The organism is Microbacterium sp. 1.5R (genome assembly GCF_001889265.1).
Lineage (GTDB): Bacteria > Actinomycetota > Actinomycetes > Actinomycetales > Microbacteriaceae > Microbacterium.
The window spans coordinates 2,369,291-2,389,022 of sequence record NZ_CP018151.1; the positions used below are offsets into that span (position 1 = coordinate 2,369,291).

17 protein-coding genes are annotated in these 19,732 nt (G+C 68.4%); 7 read left to right on the forward strand and 10 right to left on the reverse strand.

The features are described from left to right. Positions 1–42: 42 nt before the first annotated feature. Positions 43–876, reverse strand: a complete 834-nt coding sequence (gene murI / locus BMW26_RS11345) for a glutamate racemase (RefSeq protein ID WP_053096961.1) — start codon at positions 874–876, stop codon at positions 43–45. Between the two features lie 75 nt (positions 877–951). Between murI and BMW26_RS11350 the strand changes: the two genes are divergently transcribed. Beyond that, positions 952–2,277 carry a nicotinate phosphoribosyltransferase gene (locus tag BMW26_RS11350; protein WP_072591527.1) on the forward strand — a complete coding sequence of 442 codons (1,326 nt, stop codon included), beginning with the start codon at positions 952–954 and terminating at the stop codon, positions 2,275–2,277. A gap of 20 nt (positions 2,278–2,297) precedes the next feature. Here the strand turns inward: BMW26_RS11350 and BMW26_RS11355 are convergent, their stop codons facing one another. Genes BMW26_RS11355 through BMW26_RS18075 form a run of 3 tightly spaced genes read right to left on the reverse strand, consistent with a single transcriptional unit; the run spans position 2,298 to position 5,897 of the window. Beyond that, on the reverse strand, positions 2,298–2,564 hold the full coding sequence (locus tag BMW26_RS11355; RefSeq protein ID WP_053096965.1) for a DUF3039 domain-containing protein: 267 nt from the start codon (positions 2,562–2,564) through the stop codon (positions 2,298–2,300). A gap of 40 nt (positions 2,565–2,604) precedes the next feature. Continuing rightward, complete coding sequence (locus BMW26_RS11360) at positions 2,605–4,170, reverse strand: hypothetical protein (protein ID WP_072591528.1); 1,566 nt, start codon at positions 4,168–4,170, stop codon at positions 2,605–2,607. After that, positions 4,146–5,897, reverse strand: a complete 1,752-nt coding sequence (locus BMW26_RS18075; RefSeq protein WP_332257616.1) for an ABC transporter ATP-binding protein — start codon at positions 5,895–5,897, stop codon at positions 4,146–4,148. The genes BMW26_RS11360 and BMW26_RS18075 overlap by 25 nt, the downstream gene beginning before the upstream one ends. A gap of 251 nt (positions 5,898–6,148) precedes the next feature. Here BMW26_RS18075 and BMW26_RS11370 point away from each other — a divergent pair, with 251 nt between their 5' ends. From BMW26_RS11370 to BMW26_RS11385, 4 genes are all read left to right on the forward strand, one after another. Further along, on the forward strand, positions 6,149–6,841 hold the full coding sequence (locus tag BMW26_RS11370) for a phosphocholine cytidylyltransferase family protein (protein ID WP_053096968.1): 693 nt from the start codon (positions 6,149–6,151) through the stop codon (positions 6,839–6,841). Positions 6,842–6,921: 80 nt separating this feature from the next. Continuing rightward, positions 6,922–7,896, forward strand: a complete 975-nt coding sequence (locus BMW26_RS11375) for a hypothetical protein (protein ID WP_056280098.1) — start codon at positions 6,922–6,924, stop codon at positions 7,894–7,896. 108 nt (positions 7,897–8,004) lie between these two features. Next, positions 8,005–9,594, forward strand: coding sequence for an acyl-CoA carboxylase subunit beta (locus tag BMW26_RS11380; protein WP_442922967.1), 1,590 nt, complete (start codon positions 8,005–8,007; stop codon positions 9,592–9,594). Then, entirely contained in the window at positions 9,591–9,824 is a 234-nt protein-coding gene (locus BMW26_RS11385; protein ID WP_308418038.1) for an acyl-CoA carboxylase subunit epsilon, read from the forward strand. Before BMW26_RS11380 ends, BMW26_RS11385 begins: the two co-directional genes overlap by 4 nt. A 198-nt stretch (positions 9,825–10,022) precedes the next feature. Here BMW26_RS11385 and BMW26_RS11390 read toward each other — a convergent pair whose 3' ends face one another. The 5 genes from BMW26_RS11390 to BMW26_RS11410 all read right to left on the reverse strand — a co-directional run bounded on the left by BMW26_RS11390 (position 10,023) and on the right by BMW26_RS11410 (position 15,679). Next, positions 10,023–11,222, reverse strand: a complete 1,200-nt coding sequence (locus BMW26_RS11390) for an ROK family transcriptional regulator (RefSeq protein WP_053096975.1) — start codon at positions 11,220–11,222, stop codon at positions 10,023–10,025. A gap of 298 nt (positions 11,223–11,520) precedes the next feature. After that, positions 11,521–12,531, reverse strand: a complete 1,011-nt coding sequence (locus BMW26_RS11395; protein ID WP_053096976.1) for a hypothetical protein — start codon at positions 12,529–12,531, stop codon at positions 11,521–11,523. After that, positions 12,528–13,757 (reverse strand): ATP-binding protein, encoded by a 1,230-nt coding sequence (locus BMW26_RS11400; protein ID WP_056280093.1) that lies wholly within the window; start codon positions 13,755–13,757, stop codon positions 12,528–12,530. The genes BMW26_RS11395 and BMW26_RS11400 overlap by 4 nt, the downstream gene beginning before the upstream one ends. After that, on the reverse strand, positions 13,747–14,409 hold the full coding sequence (locus BMW26_RS11405; protein WP_053096978.1) for a response regulator transcription factor: 663 nt from the start codon (positions 14,407–14,409) through the stop codon (positions 13,747–13,749). Before BMW26_RS11405 ends, BMW26_RS11400 begins: the two co-directional genes overlap by 11 nt. 40 nt (positions 14,410–14,449) lie before the next feature. Continuing rightward, a complete protein-coding gene (locus tag BMW26_RS11410; RefSeq protein ID WP_072591530.1) occupies positions 14,450–15,679 on the reverse strand; it encodes a class I SAM-dependent RNA methyltransferase in 1,230 nt (409 codons plus the stop codon). A 23-nt stretch (positions 15,680–15,702) separates the two neighbouring features. On the opposite strand from BMW26_RS11410, the gene BMW26_RS11415 reads away from it, so the two are divergent. Together BMW26_RS11415 and BMW26_RS11420 are read left to right on the forward strand one after the other, a co-directional pair. Then, positions 15,703–16,341, forward strand: a complete 639-nt coding sequence (locus BMW26_RS11415) for a Maf family protein (RefSeq protein WP_053099183.1) — start codon at positions 15,703–15,705, stop codon at positions 16,339–16,341. A gap of 78 nt (positions 16,342–16,419) precedes the next feature. After that, positions 16,420–18,186: an acetyl/propionyl/methylcrotonyl-CoA carboxylase subunit alpha gene (locus tag BMW26_RS11420; protein ID WP_056280083.1), complete on the forward strand. Its 1,767-nt coding sequence runs from the start codon at positions 16,420–16,422 to the stop codon at positions 18,184–18,186. Between the two features lie 68 nt (positions 18,187–18,254). Here the strand turns inward: BMW26_RS11420 and BMW26_RS11425 are convergent, their stop codons facing one another. Next, positions 18,255–19,709: an NAD(P)H-quinone dehydrogenase gene (locus BMW26_RS11425; RefSeq protein WP_171821928.1), complete on the reverse strand. Its 1,455-nt coding sequence runs from the start codon at positions 19,707–19,709 to the stop codon at positions 18,255–18,257. Positions 19,710–19,732 lie beyond the last annotated feature (23 nt).

Genomic DNA, 19,732 nt, shown 5'->3' on the forward strand with positions numbered 1-19,732 from the left:
ATTCCTTCGGTGGAGGCGGATGAAGCGGATGCTGCGGTCGGGCTACTGTCCGGGGACAGGCTCCGGAAGCGTGATGACACCGGTCTGCACGAGCTGCACGTCGCGCACCTCCCGGCCCATCAGGCGGTTGGCGAGGGCGGTGAACTCGGTCGTCGAGTCCCCCGTCGCCTCGTAGACGTACGTGGCCGTGGCGTCGGGAGACGCGAGAAGATCGCCTCGCACGAGCTGGCGATAGACATCCCCGGCGGTCTCGTCATCACTCGAGACGAGGGTCACCCCCTCCCCCATCACGTAGCTGATCGCGCCACGCAGGAAGGGGTAATGGGTGCAGCCGAGAACGAGTGTGTCGACATCCGCCTCGCGGAGCGGCGCGAGGTACTCCTCGGCGGTGGCGAGCACTTCAGGCGTGCCGGTGATGCCCCCCTCGACGAACTCGACGAAGCGCGGGCACGCCGCAGTGAAGACCTCGAGCCGTTCGTTCACCTCGAGCATGTCCTGGTAGGCGCGGGAGCCGATCGTCCCCACGGTGCCGATGACCCCGACGCGGCCGTTGCGAGTCGTCGACACGGCTCGTCGCACTGCCGGGCCGATCACCTCGACGACCGGAATGTCGTAGCGCTCTCTGGCGTCGCGCAGCATGGCCGCCGATGCCGTGTTGCAGGCGATCACGAGCATCTTGACGCCCTGGTCGACCAGGGAATCGAGCACTTCGAGGCTGTAGCGCCGCACGTCCGCGATCGGCTTGGGGCCATAGGGCGAGTGAGCCGTGTCGCCGATGTAGACGAACGATTCCCGGGGCAGCTGGGCTCGGATGGCCCGGGCCACCGTGAGTCCGCCGACACCGGAGTCGAAGATTCCGATCGGGGCGTCGTTCATGACTACCCAGCCTACCCGCGTGCGGCGCGCGTCACGCTCAGCGACCCGGACGGCTCCCCTCACTAAGCTGAGCGGATGACGACGTCCACGGCGCTTCTGACCGATCGTTACGAACTGACCATGCTCGCCGCCGCACTGCGCGACGGCACCGCATCACGGCCGAGCGTGTTCGAACTGTTCTCACGCAGGTTGTCGGGAGGACGACGTTTCGGAGTCGTCGCCGGTACCGGTCGGCTCCTCACGCTGCTGCGACAGTTCCGCTTCGAGGATGACGAACTGCGATTCCTGCGTGACAACCAGGTGGTGGATGCCGAGTCCCTGACCTACCTCGAGAACTACCGCTTCACCGGCTCCATCCGTGGCTACCGCGAGGGCGAGCTGTACTTCCCCGGCTCCCCCATCCTCACGGTCGAGGGCAGCTTCGCCGACGCTGTCGTGCTCGAGACCCTGGCTCTCAGCGTGCTCAACCACGACTCCGCCGTCGCCACCGCCGCCTCCCGCATGAGCATCGCGGCGGGCGAGCGTCCGCTGGCCGAGATGGGCTCTCGGCGTGCCGCAGAGCAGTCCGCCGTCGCAGCCGCGCGAGCGGCCTACATCGCCGGTTTCCGGGCCACGAGCAACCTCGAGGCCGGACGACGCTGGGGTATCCCCACCATGGGCACGGCCGCGCACTCCTGGACCCTGCTGCACGAGACCGAAGAGGAGGCGTTCCGCTCGCAGATCGACTCCCTGGGAACCGACACCACCCTGCTCGTCGACACCTACGACATCCGCGCCGGGGTCGAGACGGCCATCCGCGTCGCAGGTACGGGACTCGGAGGCGTGCGGATCGACTCGGGCGACCTGCCGATCGTCGCCGCCGAGGTGCGGGCCCAGCTCGACGAGCTCGGTGCGACCGGGACACGCATCACGGTCACGAGCGATCTCGACGAGTATGCGATCGCCGCGCTGGCCGCGTCGCCCGTCGACGCTTACGGCGTGGGCACGTCGGTGGTCACGGGATCCGGATACCCCACTGCGAGCATGGTCTACAAGCTCGTGGCGCGGCAGGACTCGGACGGCGCATGGATCGGCGTCGCGAAGGCGTCGACCGACAAGGCATCTCACGGCGGGCGCAAAGCAGCGTTCCGCACCCTCGTCGACGGGGTGGCGGAGGCAGAGACCGTCGTCGTCTCCGACGGATTCGAGGAACTCGACACCCCGGCCGAGCATTCGGACGGGCGGGCGCTGCAGACGACCTTCGTCGAGAACGGCGAGATCGACGACTCGTTCGAAGGACCCGAGGGAACGGCCTCCGCCCGAGCGCACCATCTGCGGGTGCGGGAGGAGCTTCCGGTCAGAGCGCTCGCCCTGAGCAAGTCCGACCCGGCGATCCCCACCCGCTACGTCGACGCGAGCTGACGCGGCCGAGGCGGTTCAGTTCAGCCGACCATCGATTCGTAGATCTCCTTGCACGTGGGGCAGATCGGGAACTTCTCCGGATCACGGCCCGGCGTCCACTTCTTGCCGCACAGCGCACGCACCGGCTTACCGGTGATCGCCGATTCGAGGATCTTGTCCTTCTTGACGTAATGGGAGAAGCGCTCGTGGTCGCCCGGCTCGACATTCTCCTCGCGGAGGAGTTCTTCCAGTTCGCGATCAAGCGTTGCCACGCCGCCCTGATCGGGGCTGTCCAGCGGAGTACTCATGCCGAGAGTCTAGCCTCGGACGCACCCGGTTGGGCGGTCGTCACGCGGTCTCGACGAACTCCATCAGTCGCTCGCCCTCATGCTCGAAGATCCGCCCGCCGACGCCGACACCGATCGCGAAGAGCGCCACCCCTGTCGCGAGTCCGGCCCAGAACGTCGCGGGGGCGAACTGCGATCCCTCGAGCATCGTGAGCACGAGCAGCCAGATGGTCGGCACGCTCACGAGGATCGCTCCGAGGAACGCCGCAGCAGGACCGTACGCGCCACGCGACGTCGGCCGCTGAGGCTGCTGGAACGGGCTGTCTCCGGGACGCGACACGGCGTACGGCGCGATGACAGAGACGATGCTCGAGAAGCCGAGCGCCGACAGCAGCAGGCTGGCCCCGAGGCCGGTGAGGGGCAGAAGGAGACGCCAGTCATCGATCCAGAGCATCGTGAGAGGCACAGCGATCGCGAGCACGGGAACGGCCACGAGCATCACCGGGACGAGTCGGCCCAGACGATCGGGGATGCCGCGCACGCCGCTCGCCACGTGCGTCCACAGTGCGGTGGAGTCGTAGGCGACATCGTTGTGCGGCAGCCAGCCGAAGAACAGGGCCATCACCGGAACGGGCACGAGAGCGGCGATCTCGAGCGGCACGCCCGCGACGAGGAGTGGCAGGACGGACAGCACGCCGGCGATCGGGACCACGATGAGATTCATGATGTAGCGGCGGTCACGCAGCCAGTAGACGAGGCTGCGAGACGCGATCGCACCGAAGGCGTTCGACGGAAGCAGGCCGAACCAGCCGAGACCGGAGCGCTCGCGAGAGGCCACAGGACGCTCGGTCGTGGTGAGCAGTCTGCGAACCAGCCACGACCACACCGCCCAGAGCACCACCGCGGTGAGGAGGGCCACGATCCCGCTGATCCAGTTGCCGGCATCGCCATCCGTCGCGAACGAGAACAGGAACCTCGACGATGCGGCGAAAGGGGTGAACCCGATCGTCGCCGTCAGTGCCCCCACTGCGGCGGGGACCTGCCCGTCCCACTTGAGCGAGGCGAGGAACACGGCCACGGGGAATGCGATCACGATCACGGCCAGCGCGAAGAGGGCGGTGAGCTCGCGCGATCGACGCTCCGGCAGCAGCAGCGCGTTCACCGCCATGCCGATACGCGCCGCAAGCACCGTCGAGAACAGGCAGACGACGCTCATCAGCACCGCGATGAACCACGGCGCTCCGAGCCTGATCGCCACGATGCACACGCTGATGTTCACAGCGATGAGAGCCAGGCTGGGAACGCTGACCAGTGAGGCGAGCGCGAGGATCCATGGCATCTGCCGCTCGTCGACCCCGAACACGGCGAATCTGCGGGGATCCAGCTGATCCACGGCACCCACGAGGATGGGACCCACCAGGAATCCCAGGAGCAGTGCCGCGCTGCCGAGGACGATGACCGTGCGCGCGACAGCGACGGGTGCGTCGTCGAGGCTGAGGATCGCCGCGCAGACCACACCCGTGAGAATCGCCACGACGGCGAGCATGATGAGCGTCCGTACCCGACGTTCGCCGCGGAGCGATCCGATCAGGAGCGCGGCTCTCAGTCGGAGAACGTGTGCAGCCACTCGAGCCCCTCCACCTCGCCGATGCCACCGGACAGCTCGACGAACCGCGCTTCGAGCGTCTGGCCTGCGCGGACCTCGTCGATGGTGCCCTCGGCGAGCACTTCTCCCCCGACGATGATCGCGACGCGCGAGCAGACCCGCTCGACGAGATCCATCCCGTGGCTCGAGAGCACCACCGTTCCGCCGTGCGCGACATAGGCGCGCAGAATGTCGAGGATGACCGCGGAGGACACCGGATCGACGGCCTCGAACGGCTCATCGAGCACCAGGACCCTCGGCGAGTGGATCATGGCTCCCGCGAGCATGATCTTCTTGGTCATACCGGCCGAATAGTCGGAGACGACGCGATTGAGCGCCTCTCCGAGATCGAATGCGCGCGCGAGATCGGCGACGCGCTTCTCGATGACCGCCGAGGCGAGCCCCCGCAGGAGCCCGTAGTAGTAGAGCAGCTGCCGCCCGGTGAGTCGATCGAACGTGCGGAGCCGGTCGGGCAGCACACCCATCATGCGTTTCGCGGCAAGAGGCTTCGCCGACTGATCGATGCCGCAGATCACGATGTCGCCTGCATCGGCGCGCAGCAGCCCGGCGACGATCGACAGGGTCGTCGTCTTGCCGGCGCCGTTGGGACCGACGATGCCGTAGAACGAACCTGCAGGCACCGTCAGGTCGATGCCGTTGACCGCGGTGTGATCCCCGAAGTTCTTGACGAGGCCCCGAATGCGGATGGCCTCCGCACCGGAGGCCGCCTCGACTCCGGTGACAGCCTCCTCGGTCGCGTCCGCATCGGACACCGGCTCGGAGATCTCGGATGTCGTGCTCTCGTCGGCGGATGCCGTTTCTGCAGACGCGGTGGCGTCGGCGACGTCCGCCGTCGCGTCGTCGACCGGCGTGGCGTCGTCGACCGGCGTGGCGTCGTCGACCGGCGTGGCGTCGTCGACCGGCGTGGCGTCGACAACCGGTGCGACGTCGTTCATAGGAGTCTCCTCCGCCGGAGCAGGCAGATCTGTCTTCGCCCCCTCGGCTGCAGCCTCAGGCTCGTCTCCCTGAACGTGGGCAGGAGCCGGCATCTCGATCTCGATCGCCGCTTCGCTCTCGACCTGAGCGTCCGCCTCTGCCTCGGCCTCGGCCTTGGCCTTGGCCGCAGCAGCCTTCGCGGCAGCTGTCTTCGCCGCAGCGGCCTTCGCGGCCGCGGCCTTGGCCGCCGTGGTCTTCGCCGCGGAAGTGCGTGCTGCGGACTTCGCCGACGCGCTCTTCTCCACCGCAGCCTTGGCGGCGACCGTCTTCGCCGCGGCCGCCCTGGCTGCCGGAGTGGATCCCTGCGCGGCTGAGGTCTTCGCAGCAGCGGTCTTGGCCGCAGCCGTCTTCGCGGCGGTGGTCCTCGCAGCGGTGGTCTTGGCAGCAGCGGATCGCGCCGATGACGTCTTCGCCGCAGCCGCGCGAGTGGTCGTGTCGCGGGTCGCGTTCTTGGCGGCAGTCGTGCGAGCGGCGGTGGTCTTTTTCGATGCCGCCGATCGCGGAGCGCCGCTCTCGGTGGTCCGGTCGATCTTCAGCGCCGGTTCTGCGACCACCTCGACGGTGACCGCGGCCTTGTCCGCCGCAGCTTTGGAGGGAACGCGGGCTCCACTCGTCTTCTTGGCAGGCGTCGTGCGAGCGGAAGTCTTCTTCGGGGCGGCGGGCGTGGCGTCGACCGCCTGAGCAGCGGGATCGTCGGGGGAAGAAGCAGTCACCGTCCTACGGTATCAACGGGGGCAGGATTTCTTCGGGTCACCGCAACATTTCGCCGACCTGGTGAACCCGTTGGACATTTCACTCAGGATCTGGACGAATCTGAGTGTTGGGTGTGTACTGGATCACGAATTGGCCACAGCGATGTCAACCCCCGCGGGTTCTCAGGCGGGATCGCTAGCATGGCTCTCGGCACGACGAAGTGTCCGGTCGGTGAACCGACCATGAACACATACTTCATTTAGGAGCACTCGTGACTCTTCAGACCGTCATCCTCGCAGCAGGCATGGGCTCACGCCTCGGCCGCGCGCTGCCGAAGCCGCTCACGGAGTTGAGCGACGGCCGCACGATCATGCGCCAGCAGCACGACAACATCCGCGCCGCCTTCGGATCGGACGCCCGCATCACCGCCGTCGTCGGGTACCGCGCAGAGACCATCATCGAGGCGTTCCCGAACGTCAATTACGTGCACAACGAGCGCTACGACGAGACCAACACGTCGAAGAGCCTGTTGCGCGCTCTCGGCGCCACCGGCAAGTCGGGCGTGCTCTGGATGAACGGCGACGTGGTGTTCGACCCGATGATCCTGGGCCGCGCTGCGGCGTACATCGAGCGCGACCAGTCCTTCGTCACGGTGAACACCTCCAAAGTCAGCGACGAGGAGGTGAAGTACACGGTCACGGCCGAGGGCTTCATCAACGAGCTGTCGAAGACCGTCAAGGGCGGTCTCGGTGAGGCTGTGGGCATCAACTACATCTCCTCCGCAGACAAGAAGGCGTTCATGCGCCAGTTGCAGCGCGTCGAAGACCAGGACTACTTCGAGCGCGGCCTCGAGCTCGCGATCGCCGAAGACGGCCTGCTCCTCGAGCCGATGGACGTCTCCGATCTCTACGCGGTCGAGGTCGACTTCGCCGAGGACCTCGAGCGGGCGAACCTGTTCGTCTGATCGCCTTCCACGAAAGCCCGGCCCCGTCAAGGGAGCCGGGCTTTCGGCTTTTTCGCGGCCTGGCTTCCTAGGATCGATCCATGGCCCCCAAGGTGCACAAGATCCACTCCCTCCCCGACGACGCCGCGTGGGACAGGGGGGTGCCGCCCGTCGGCTCGGCCGAGCATCCGCTGATGGTTCGCGGGCTGGACCGCGTTCTCGCAATCCAGCGCCCGCTCGTGCTGGCGCACATCCGCAGCATCCGCCTGCGCAACCCGCACGCTTCGCCCGAGCAGATCATCCGCATCCTCGAGCGGCGCTATCTCGCGGCGGTGACCACGGGCGGCGCGGCGGTCGGAGCGACCGCCGTCGTGCCGGGGATCGGCACCGGCATCACGCTCGCCCTCTCCGGAGTCGAGACGGTGGGCTTCGTCGAATCGACGGCGCTCTTCGCGCAGTCCGTCGCAGAGGTCCATGGCATCGCGGTGTCGAACCCCGACCGGGCCCGCGCGCTGGTGATGACCCTCATGCTCGGCAAGGAGGGCGTGGCCCTCGTCGGACAGCTGGCAGGCGAGGCCACCGGCCGCGGCGGCTCGAGGTCGTCGTACTGGGGCGAGATGGTGACGAAGTCGTTGCCGCGCGCTGCCGTCGGCCCCCTCGTGGATCGACTGAAGAGCATGTTCGTGAAGCAGTTCGCGGCGAAGGGCGGTGCCTCGTTCATCGGGAAGGCACTGCCGTTCGGCGTCGGCGCGGCCGTCGGAGGCGCGGGCAACCACATTCTCGGACGCCGCGTGCTGACGACGTCGCACCACGCATTCGGAGCGGCACCTCTGGACATGCCGCTCGAGCTGGAGCCCGTCGCCGGCGCAGAGAAGATGGAGCTGCGAATGCTGCACGGTGCCCAGTTCGTCGGGGGCGCCGTGGCCGGAGCGGCCGGATCGGCGGTCCGCGGCGTCGGCTGGGCGGGACGCAAGATCGCGTCGGTCGGACGTGGCCGCAACAAGGACGTCGGCGAGATCGAGCAGGCCGGCACCCACGACCTGCCGGGCACGCTCGGTGCCGAACACCGCGAGTGACGGCCGCCCTCGGGACACGCGGGGTTCACGAGAGCCGCCAAAGGATCTGACGACCCGTTGTAGCGAGCATCCAACGGACGGGGCCACCGCGACGATAGGGTGGAATCCGTGACGGACAAGCCCGAACTCTCGACCACCGCCGGCAGAATCGCAGACCTCCGCGCTCGCTACAACGAAGCCGTTGTCGACGCCGAGAAGGTCGCGCAGGAGAAGCAGCACGCCAAGGGCAAGATGACCGCCCGCGAGCGCATCGAACTGCTCGTCGACCCCGGAAGCTTCGTCGAGTTCGACGAGTACGTGCGCCATCGCACCACCGCGTTCGGCATGGATCGCAACCGGCCCTTCGGCGATTCCGTCGTGACGGGTGTGGGCACGATCCACGGCCGCACGGTCGCGGTGTACTCGCAGGACTTCACCACGTTCGGCGGATCTCTCGGCGAGGTCTCCGGCGACAAGATCATCAAGATCATGGAGTTCGCGCTGTCGGGCGGTATGCCGATCATCGGCATCCTCGACTCCGGCGGAGCCCGGATCCAGGAGGGCGTGCTCGCCCTCAGCAAGTACGGCGAGATCTTCCGCCTGAACACTCGGTCGTCGGGGGTCATCCCGCAGATCTCGATCATCATGGGTCCCGCCGCCGGTGGAGCCGTCTACGGCCCCGCTCTGACGGACTTCGTGATCATGGTCGACAAGACCAGCCAGATGTTCGTGACCGGTCCGGACGTCATCAAGACGGTCACCGGCGAGGACGTCGGCATGGAGGAGCTCGGAGGAGCCCTCACGCACAACACTCGCTCGGGTGTCGCGCACTACCTCGCCGAGGACGAGGACGACGCGATCGACTACGCCCGCACGCTCCTCGGCTTCCTCCCCGACAACAACATGGCGGAGATCCCCGCGTACGAGAGCGGCTTCGAGTGGGAGACCACGGATGCCGATCGCTCTCTGAACACGATCATCCCCGACTCCCCCAATCAGCCGTACGACATCCACACGGTCATCGAGCACGTCGTCGACGCGGGAGACTTCATCGAGGTCCAGCCGCTTTTCGCGCCGAACATCGTGATCGGCTTCGGCCGGGTCGAAGGGCGCTCGGTCGGGATCATCGCCAATCAGCCGTCCCAGATGGCCGGAACGCTCAACATCGAGGCGGGCGAGAAGGCCAGCCGATTCGTGCGGTTCTGCGACGCGTTCTCGATCCCGATCGTCACGCTCGTCGACGTGCCCGGGTACCTCCCCGGTACCGATCAGGAGTGGACCGGCGTGATCCGCCGCGGCGCCAAGCTCATCTACGCCTACGCGGAAGCGACCGTGCCGCTGGTCACGGTCATCCTGCGCAAGGCCTACGGCGGCGCCTACATCGTGATGGGATCGAAGCAGCTGGGCGCCGATGTCAACCTCGCCTGGCCGACGGCGGAGATCGCCGTGATGGGCGGCCAGGGTGCGGTCAACATCCTCTACCGCGGCGAGATCAAGCGTGCCGAAGAGGCCGGCGAGGACGTCGCCGCCGTGCGCACGCGGCTCGCGAACGAATACACCTACAGCGTGACCTCGCCGTTCCTCGCCGCCGAACGCGGCGAGATCGACGGCATCATCGAACCGGCGAACACCCGAGTCTCGATCGCCAAGGCGCTCCGAGCCCTCCGCGGGAAGCGCGCCGAGCTGCCCCCCAAGAAGCACGGGAACATCCCGCTGTGACCGAGCCCGCGACGTCGGACGAGCGCCAGCTCCCGACGATGGAGATCACCCGGGGCGTTGCGACCGAGGAGGAGCTCGCCGCTCTCATCGCCGTGGTGAGCGACGCCTACTCGCAGGAGGCGGCGGATGCCGTGGCCGAGGAGCCTCGCGTATCGGCGTGGGCCCGCACCCAGCGACCGCTGCGACGCGCACTGCGACGAGACATCCCGTGGGGCCGCTTCGCACGCTGACGCCCTCGCATCGGAGAGTCTGCGAGACCCGGAGCCCCCCAGCTACCGGGCCACGCAGACGACCCTCCGATTGATGCGGGGCCGTCGCCCCTGGCACCTGTAAACCCCAGACGGCGCATCTCTTCGATAATACATCGACTGGAGTAATCACTGAGTGCGCTCCAACCGATATACCGGTATGCGAATTGATGGCTCCGTTCAATCCTCGAGGTAGAGGTCGGATGCTCGAGGCGTGAGCACCGCGTCGAGCACGACGCAGGCGGCCCCCACGGCACCGACATCCTCTCCCACCACCGCGCTGTCGACGCGCAAGGCCCGAACCGACCTCGTCGCACTGCGACGGTTCAGCTGCTCTGGGATCTCGCGCAGATAGACCTCGGACAGAGGGGCGCAGAACGGCCCGCCGAGCACCACACGATCGACATCGAGGATGTTCGTGAGCACCGAGATCAGCACTGCCAGATGTTCGGCAGAGCGACGCAGAACGCCCAGCGCGCGGATCTCGCCCGCGGAAGCGAGCTCGCACAGACGGGCGAACCGCTCCTCCACTCCGCGCGCACCTCCGTCGTCCGGCTCATCGCGGAACACCCCGGCCGCCTCCGCCTGCTCGACGATCGCCTGCGGGGTGCATACCACTTCGACGCATCCTCGCGAGCCGCACGCGCAGGGCGGCCCGTCTGGGTCGACCATGATGTGGCCGATCTCGCCGAAGTTGTGGGTGCTGCCTGTGACCACAACCCCCTCACGCGCTGCGGCGGCCCCGAGCCCCGTGCCGAGGTAGACGAACAGGAACGAGTCCTCGGCTGTCGCGGAGCCGGTCCACAGCTCCCCCACTGCGGCGGCAGTGGTGTCCTTCTCCAGCGTGACTTCGAAGCCCGTCGCTTCTGCGAGAACGGAACGCAGCGGCACCCGATGCCATCCGTCGAGCTTCGGGGGGTCCACCACCGTGCCCTTCGCCGCGTCGAGCGGCCCGGGGGCAGCGACGCCGACCCCGGCGACGAGTGCGCGATCGATGCCGGCCTCGTCGACGAGGCCATCGATCGTCTGCGCCATCGTCTCGACGATGCGGTGCGGGTCCCGGTCGTGCGTGCGCACGACTCGTCGTGCGATCACCGCACCGGACATGTTCAGCAGCACGAAGGTGATCACCGACGGGTCGAGATGCACCCCCACCGAGAAACGACTCTCCGCGACCAGGCGCAGCGTGACTCGCGGCTTGCCGGGCCCGTTGATGGTCCGCCCTGCTTCGGTGATCAGCCCCTCGTCGAGAAGGCGACGGGTGATGTTCGTGATCGTCTGCGCCGAGAGGCCGGTCGCATCGACGAGCTCGATCCGGCTGAGTCCCTCTCCGGACCGGCGGATGGCCTCGAGGATCACGGACTGGTTGAAGTCACCCATGCGGGGGAGATTGGTTCCGCGACGCATTCCCATGCCTCATCATCTCGCACCGGCGTCGATTCCGTGTCCCCCAAAATACCTACAGACAACGACTTGACTAACCATGAGACTGAGTAAGACGCTTCGCGTTCGGCTGGTCTCTCTGTCCCAGGGTAGATAGACGCAGACCGGCCACCAGCGGACGGTTTTCGGGTAACTGGTCCGCATGGCGAGGGGCTGGCGGATTCGCCGCCCCTCGCCCACTCTGTCTGACCTCGACTCTGACCCCCTCCCCCGGCCAGAGCCGAGGACAGGGGCCTCACTGGCGTGGAGCGTCTCTCGGGATCTCGTGCCACACGTCGACGGCATCGTCGTCGCTCTGCCCGCCGGCGCCGGCCCGGCCGACCACCGTCACGGCCGTGTGAGCATCCCTGGCCGCTCGGATGATCCACCGCTCCGCATCCGCATCGCGCAGCACCCGGGCGAGCTCGTCGCGGATCATCGCGCGTCGTCCCTCATCGACGTCGTCCAAGCCGCCCTCGTCGAAGACGGTGACGACGGCACCGCGGCGACGCGCGTCCTCGATCGCATCCCGCACCGCATCGTTGAGCAGATCGGCTCCCCGGAGCTCGTCGCGCAGGCGACCTTCCGCCAGACGCGCCTGCAGTCGCTCCTCCTCGCTCAGCGCGCCACGCGATGCGACGGTGCGACTGAGCACCGGCCCCGCGACCGCCAGCGCGAACTGCGTGCGCAGACGACGTTCCTTCTGGCGCACCTGCTGGGTCGCGTGCCAGGCGGACACCGCCTGCTGGATGCCGGCGAGGCGCTCGGTGTCGCGGACGGCTCTGTCCCAGAAGATCACCAGGAGGTGAGCGATCGCGACCCACACGAGCGAGCCCACCAGGCCGAGGGACAGCGCCACGAAGACACCCAGATACACCGACGATGTGGCGACGAGGACGAGCACCACCAGCCAGCCGATCACGAAGCGGCGCCGGACGATGCACACCACGCCCATCAGACCGAGCGCACCGATGTACCAGGTGGCGAACGGCGCCGTGCGTGTCAGCGGATCGAGTGACAGCGTCACGAGAATCGGAATGAGGACGCTCGAGACCAGCGTCAGCAGCGCCGCCCAGAGCGGCATCCGCACCGAGATCGCCGAGTCCCAGAGGATCGCGACGTTGACGACGACGAGGTACAGCGCAATCGCCGCGACCATCAGCAGCGGCGCGGAGGGCTGCTCGATCCACCACACCCCTCTCGCGGCGAAGTACATCGCGAAGCCCACCGCGAGTGACGTCGCGACACTGCGCACCGTGCGATTCATGGCCGCTCCCAGCCCAGCGTCACGGTGGTGCCGCACTCTCTCGAATCGATCTCGGCGGTGCCCGCCACCCCGGCCATCCGTGCGAAGATCGACGCTCTGATCCCGAGGCGGTCGGCGCCGATCGCCCCGATATCGAATCCTGGGCCGGTGTCCGTGATCGTCACCGTGATCCCCTCGTCACCGCGGCCCTCGACGAGGATGTGCAGCCCGCGCCCACCCGCATGGGTGACCGCGTTGCCGAGCGCCTGTCTGGCGGCGAGCACAAGTGCTCTCGCGGCGCGCCCGGGGATCAGGCCGATCCCTCCCCGTTCCTCGACGATCGCATCCGCCCCGAGCTCGGACAGGGCACGACGGAGCTCGACGACGATCTGAGCGGCGCCCACCGGTTCGTCGCTGCCCTCCTGGGCCACCGCGGCCTCGGTGTTCGCCAGGCGGGTGAGAGCCTCCCGGGCCATCCCCACGGCGAGGTCCTGTGCCCGATCGCCTTCGGCCCGTTCCGCGGCGATCAGCGCTGCGAGGACGCTGTCGTGCATGAGCGCCGACATCGCCGCACGCTCCTCCTCGGCTGCGGCGGCTGCCGCTGCGCCCGCGTACGACGCGACGGCTCGGGCCCGGGCCTCATCGACACCCGCGGCGACCGAGCGGAACATCCATCCCAACGCGATGATGACGCATCCGAGGATCAGGGTGAACGACACGTCGAACGCCGTCGTCACCCAGAAGTCTCGCGAGAAATCGCCTTCGACGAGGCGGACATAGCCGTAGACGAACGGCAGGCACACCGCCCAGACGAACTGCAGCCACAGAGGGAAGGCGAGCATCGCAGCCACGACGCCCACGTTGACGAGGAAGAAGATCCACGGCTGGTCGGCGGCTCTGCCCACAGGGTCGACCAGACTCGGCCAGGCGGCGAGCGCGAGTGTGTACACGATGGCGAACGCGCCGGACGCGGTCCTGACGCCACGTCCGATGACGCACGCGACGAGCATGACGATCAGCGGCACGAAGACCACGAGCAGCATCGTGATGCGCGCGGCATCCGATCCCGTCGTCGTGACCCCCGCGATCAGTGCCTGTGCGCCGAGAACACCCGATCCGATCGCGACGACCGTGGCGAGGATGCGCTCCATGCGTTTGCCGGTGAAGCGCTCGAACTCGGTCTCCACGCTGCCGGGCGAAGGGATCTTGCTCCATGCCTCCCGGATGCTGAGCGGGTCAGCGGCCACTCGGCGCCCCGTCTGCGGCGACGATCCCATCCTCCATCGCTCGCCGCAGAAGGTCGACCTTCGTCGGGGCCGGTCGCCCGACCTCCACGTACTTGACCCGGATCCGGGTGATGTTCTCCTTGGCGGTCGAGTACGCGACGCCGAGGCGCTCGGCCACGGCCTTCAGCGGCAGGCCGGTCGCATACAGCCGGAGCACCTCCCGCTCGCGTGTCGACAGCTGGGCGTCCGCGAAGTCGCGATCCCCGTCGACAGCGCTCGCCCACTCGACGTTGTTGAGGGCTTCGCCCTGCGCGACAGTGCGGATGGCGTCGAGCACGTCGTCCAGCGCAGAGGATTTGCTCACGACGCCGGCGGCACCGGCAGCGAGGGCCTCGCGCACGGCCGCCGGTCGATCGGCGACGCTGTGGATCACGACGCTCGCGCCGTCGGCGACGAGCGACCGGACGTTCTCGGTCACCGTGGTGCCGTCTCCGAGGGTGAGGTCGAGCACCACCACGTCGGCAGGCTGCGACGACGTCGTCGACCTCCACTCGAGGTAGGACACGACGGTGCTGCCGGAGAAGACGACGGTCTGCTCTCCGTCACGAGCGCACGCCGCCTCGAGACCGAGGCGGACGGATTCGTGATCGTCGATGAGTGCGACCCTGCTCATCCGCCCAGCCTACTGAGTACTCAGCCCCCGCAGATCACGATCACCGGGTGAGCAGCGCGACGACCTCGAAGTGATGCGAGTGCGGGAACAGGTCGAAACCGCGCAGCGTCCCCACGTTCCACCCGTGTTCGCGGAAGGTTCCGAGGTCCCGCGCCAACGCCACAGGGTCGCACGCGACGTAGGCGATCGCCTCGGGGGCGAGAGAGTTCAGTGCATCGACCACCGCGCGTCCGGCACCGGCACGCGGCGGATCGAGTACGACCGCTCCTGCTCGCGTGTCGGAGGGGAGACCGGCGAGATAGCGGTCGACCCGTGCTGTGACGGCGTTCACGGCGAGGGGCGCGAGGTTCTGCTGCGCGTGAGTCGTCGCCCGCCTGCTGGACTCGACGGTGACGATGTCGGTGCCACCGAGGTCTGCGAGCGATGCGGCGAAGAGCCCGACTCCTCCGTAGAGGTCGAAGTGCGTCGCCTCCGGATCGACGTGCCCGTCGAGGATGCCGTAGACGGCGCCGTCGAGCACCGAGGCGGCTCGCGGGTGCACCTGCCAGAATCCACCGGCGTCGACCTGGAACCGGCGATCGCCCACCTGCTCGTAGACGACTTCGGGCGCCGGGCGGCGGTGCTGCCCCCTGGCCGGTCGCTCGTCGAGGCGATCTCGTCGGATGACCCGCACCTGGCCGTCGCCCGGTTCGACCAGGTCGACGCTGCCCGCCTCGCCGCCCGCGAGACGGAGGGCCGCCTGTGCGACCGCCGGACGCGCGAGCGGGTGGGAGCTGACCGGGATCACCCGGTGACTGCGAGCGGCGTAGGGACCGACGCGCCCCTGGTCGTCGACGTGCAGGGTCACCCGGGAGCGCCAGCCGGTTCCGTCGGTCGAGTCCACGGCCTCGATCTCGGGAGCCTCGAGACCGGGTCCGGCGAAACGATCGAGCGCCTCGGTGAGCACCTGACGCTTGAGCACGCGCTGATGCGCGAGATCGATGTGCCCCAGGTCGGCGCCCCCCGGCCGGTCCTCGGGCGCGCGGGAGACGTCGGCCTCCGCCCAGATGTGGGGGCGACGATGCGGCGAGGCGTCCAGGACCTCGACAGTCTCGGCACGCCAGAAGCTCTTGGACTCACCCGTGGAGTCCTCGGTGAGCCGCGCGCGGACCCGCTCACCGGGGATGGCGTCGGAGACGAAGACGACCCGGCCTTCGTATCGGGCGATGAACGTGCCGCCGTGCGCGATGCCGGTGATGTCCAGATCGAGCAGGACTGGGGAGGAAGTCATCCTTCGAGGATACGGTGGTGAACATGCGCGTCTGCCTGGCCTCCACCTCTCCCGCCCGCCTCATGCTGCTGCGTCAGGCGGGTATCGAGCCTCTGACCCAGTCGCCGGGAGTGGATGAGGATGCGGTCGCCGCCGCTGCCGCGGCCGAACGGGGCGCGGAGCTGACTCCGGCGGACCTCGTGCTCCTGCTCGCTCGGGCGAAGGCGGCGGACGTCGCGCAGCGCCTCTCTGCGGACGGCGAGTTCGACGGCATCGTGATCGGCGGAGACTCGATGTTCGAACTAGGCGGGCGCGTGTACGGCAAGCCCTACACGCCCGAGGAGGCGACCAGACGCTGGCAGGAGATGCGCGGGGCCACCGGCATCCTGCACTCGGGGCACTCGGTCTTCCGTGTCTCGCCGGGCACCGACCCGGTCGAGGCCACCGCCACGGCCGAGGCTTCGGTGACCTTCGCCGATGACGTCACGGATGCCGAGATCGCCGCCTACGTCGCCTCGGGTGAGCCCCTGCTCGTCGCCGGTGCGTTCACGGTCGACAGTCTGGGCGGCGCCTTCATCACCCGCGTCGACGGCGACCCGTCGACGGTGGTCGGGATGTCGCTGTCGACCGTGCGCCGCCTCGCCGCCGATCTCGGCGTCACGTGGACCGACCTCTGGTCGTAGAGTCTCGTCGACGTTTCTGCCTCTTTCTTGTGGAGAGTCGTCAAAGCGAACGGGAGCCTTCTCGCTAGGCTGGCAAGCATGCCTGATATCGCCAAGGTGCTCATCGCCAACCGCGGCGAGATCGCCGTCCGCATCATCCGTGCCGCTCGCGACTCGGGGATCGCCTCCGTCGCCGTGTACGCCGACCAGGACCGCGACGCTCTGCACACCCGCCTCGCCGACGAGGCCTATGCCCTCGGCGGCGCCACGAGCGCCGAGACCTACCTGCAGATCGAGAAGATCCTCTCGGTCGCCCGCCGCGCCGGCGCCGACGCCGTGCACCCCGGATACGGCTTCCTCGCCGAGAACGCCGAATTCGCCCGCGCCGTCATCGGTGCGGGGATGACCTGGATCGGGCCTTCCCCCGACGCCATCGAGGCGCTCGGCGACAAGGTCACCGCCCGCCACGTCGCCGAGAAGGTCGGCGCGCCGCTCGCTCCCGGAACGCCGGGACCCGTCTCCGGGGCCGACGAGGTCGTCGCCTTCGCGAAGGAGTTCGGTCTGCCGATCGCGATCAAAGCCGCGTACGGCGGCGGCGGTCGCGGCCTGAAGGTCGCCCGCGAGCTCGACGAGGTCGCGGAGCTCTTCGAATCCGCCACCCGCGAGGCGGTCACCGCCTTCGGCCGCGGCGAGTGCTTCGTCGAGAAGTACCTCGACAAGCCGCGGCACGTCGAGACCCAGTGCCTGGCGGATGCCGAGGGCAACGTCGTCGTCATCTCGACGCGCGACTGCTCGCTGCAGCGCCGCCACCAGAAGCTCGTCGAGGAGGCACCCGCGCCGTTCCTCACGGACGAGCAGAACGACCTGCTCTATTCCGCGTCGAAGGCCATCCTCAAGGAGGTCGGCTACGTCGGCGCAGGCACCTGCGAGTTCCTGATCGGCGCCGACGGCACCGTCTCGTTCCTCGAGGTCAACACCCGTCTGCAGGTCGAGCACCCCGTCTCCGAGGAGGTCACCGGCATCGACCTGGTGCGCGAGCAGTTCCGCATCGCCGCCGGCGGCACGATCGACTACGACGACCCGAAGCCGACCGGACACTCGATCGAGTTCCGCATCAACGGCGAGGACCCCGGTCGAGGGTTCCTCCCGCAGCCGGGTCCGATCCACGTCTTCAAGACCTTCGGCGGACCCGGCATCCGCCTCGACTCCGGCGTCACCGCGGGCGACTCGGTCTCGGGCGCCTTCGACTCGCTTCTCGCGAAGATCATCGTCACCGGCAAGGACCGCGCCGAGGCCCTGGAGCGCTCGCGCCGCGCCCTCGAGGAGTTCGAGGTCGCAGGTCTGCCCACCGTGCTCCCGTTCCACCGCAAGGTCGTGAACGACCCCGCGTTCACCGCGGAGAACGGCGAGTTCGGCATCTTCACCCGCTGGATCGAGACCGAGTTCGAGAACGACATCCCCGCCTGGGACGGCGAGCTCGAGTCGCCCTCCGCCGGCGAGAACCGGCACACCGTCGTGGTCGAGGTCGGCGGCAAGCGCCTCGAGGTCAGCCTTCCCGATCGCGTCGCGGTGGCGGCCGGCACGGCAGGACGACCGGCCGCGGTTCCGCCGTCCCGCCGCAGCCACGCGACCTCGGTCAGCGCCGGCGCATCGGGAGACGCCGTCAAGTCGCCGATGCAGGCCACCGTCGTCAAGGTCGCCGTCGAAGAGGGGCAGCAGGTCGTCAAGGGCGATCTGGTCGTCGTCCTCGAGGCGATGAAGATGGAGCAGCCGCTGCAGGCTCACAAGGACGGCACGATCGGCAACATCGGCGCCGTCGCCGGTGCGACGGTCTCGGCCGGACACCAGCTGCTCACGATCAGCTGACCGCCCTCGCACACGAGAAAGGCGCCCCGCTGCTGCGGGGCGCCTTTCTCGTCTGATCCGCGGCGGATCTAGGAGATGTTCGCGTTGACGAGGTGCATCGCCCTGCTCGCGTCGGTGATGCTGCTCGACAGCGACGGGTATGCCGCGAAGACGCGAGAGACCTGGTCGACCGTCAGACGACGCTCCACGGCGACCGCGATCGGGTAGATCAGCTCGGAGGCCTTGGGCGCGACGATCACGCCGCCGATCACGGTGCCGGATCCCTTGCGTGCGATCAGCTTCACGAAACCGTCCTTGATGCCCATCATCTTGGCCCGAGGGTTCGCGGCGAGGGGCAGCTTGTAGACGAGGCCGTCCGCGACGCCGTCTTCGACGTCCTTCTCGGAATAGCCGACCGTGGCGATCTCGGGCGCCGTGAAGATGTTGGAGGTGATCTTGATCAGCTCCAGAGGGATCACGATGTCGCCCAGCGCGTGGAACACGGCCGTGCGGCCCTGCATCGACGCGACGGAGGCGAGCGGGAAGAAGTTCGTGCAGTCGCCGACGGCGTAGACGTTGGGCACAGAGGTGCGCGCGACGCGGTTCACCCGCACGTGCCCGGTCTCGTCGAGCTCGACTCCCGCGTCTTCGAGACCGATGCCAGCGGTGTTCGGGATCGAGCCGACCGCCATGAGGCAGTGGCTCCCCTCGACCGTGCGGCCGTCGGAGAGCGTCGCGCGCACGCCGTCCTCGGTGACCTCGACCTTCTCGGCGCGGGCCTTGGAGAGCACCGTCATCCCGCCGCGCTTGAAGACCTTCTCGAGCACGTGCGCGGCATCCTGGTCCTCACCCGGCAGCACCTGCTCGCGGCTGGAGATCAGCGTGACCTTGGCGCCGAGGTTCATGTAGGCGGACGCGAACTCGGCGCCCGTCACACCGGAGCCGACCACGATCAGGTGCTCGGGAAGCGCCTTCATGTCGTAGAGCTGCGTCCACGTGAGGATCCGCTTGCCGTCGGGCTTGGCCGAATCCAGCTCGCGCGGCGACGCGCCCACCGCCACGATGATCGTGTCGGCCTCGACGCGGTCGAAGTCGGTGCCCTTCTGCCCGGTCGAGACCACGATCGCCGTCGGTCCCTCCAGACGGCCGTGGCCGGACAGGATGCGCACGCCGGCCTCGAGCAGCGTCGTGCGCATGTCCTCGGACTGCTGGCCCGCGAGCGCGATCAGACGTTTGTTCACCGCGGCGAGGTTGATGGCGATCTCGGGCTTGAGCGGCTTGCCGTGCTCGCCCTTGGCGTAGAACTGCACTCCGAGGTCGGAGGCCTCCGAGATCGCGACCGCGGCATCCGCCGTGGCGATCAGGCTCTTCGAGGGGACGACATCGGTGAGCACTGCCGCTCCGCCCACGCCCACACGCTCGACCAGGGTCACCTCGGCTCCGAGCTGAGCGGCCGCGAGGGCCGCCTCATAACCGCCGGGACCGCCGCCGAGGACGGCGACGCGCTGTGTGCGCTCAAAAGGGGTGGAAGACATGATCTCCATTCTTCCGCAATCCTGGCCCCGGA